Origin of the sequence: Protofrankia sp. Cj3 (assembly GCF_917627355.1) — a bacterium.
Lineage (GTDB): Bacteria > Actinomycetota > Actinomycetes > Frankiales > Frankiaceae > Protofrankia.
The window spans coordinates 3,462-3,980 of the sequence record NZ_CAKJTR010000261.1 but is presented as its reverse complement, the minus strand read 5'-3'; the positions used below and the strand labels follow the sequence as shown (position 1 = coordinate 3,980).

The following is a 519-nucleotide window of genomic DNA, read 5'->3' as shown; positions in this document are numbered from 1 at the left end:
GTCTGAACACGACCGGCGAAGGGGGCAGCACCACCGATGAGCACTCCGGAACTCGCGACCTGGCGTACCGAGGTACGGCGCTGGCTCGCCGCCACCGTCGCCGCGCCCGCGGCAACCGGCGGTCCGCGCGATCTCGCGGTGTTCCGCAACCTCTCCGACGCCGACGAACGCACGCTGCTGGACAACGTCCGGGCATACCGGCGGGCCCGGTATGACGCCGGCTATGGCGCACTCACGCTGCCGGTCGAGCAGGGCGGTGCCGGTCTGCCCGCGCTGTTCGCGGCCGCCTTCGCCGACGAGGAACGCGCGTTCGCCGTGCCGCCGTCCACCGAGTTGATCAGCGTCACGACCGGCCTGGTCGGCCCGGCCTTGGCGATGTTCGGTACGCCCGCCCTGCGGGAACGGTTCGTCGGCCCGCTGCTGCGTACCGACCTGCTCGCCTGCCAGCTGTTCAGCGAGCCCGGAGCCGGTTCCGATCTGGCGGCGCTGTCCTGTCGTGCCGTCCGTGATACCGGGGAT

1 protein-coding gene is annotated in these 519 nt (G+C 72.1%); it reads left to right on the top strand.

Features of this window, described 5'->3' with window-relative positions; genetic code table 11:
* Nucleotides 1-36: 36 nt before the first annotated feature.
* Nucleotides 37-519: acyl-CoA dehydrogenase family protein (locus MJ783_RS21835; protein WP_239313422.1), on the top strand; the 483-nt coding region annotated here is incomplete at its 3' end.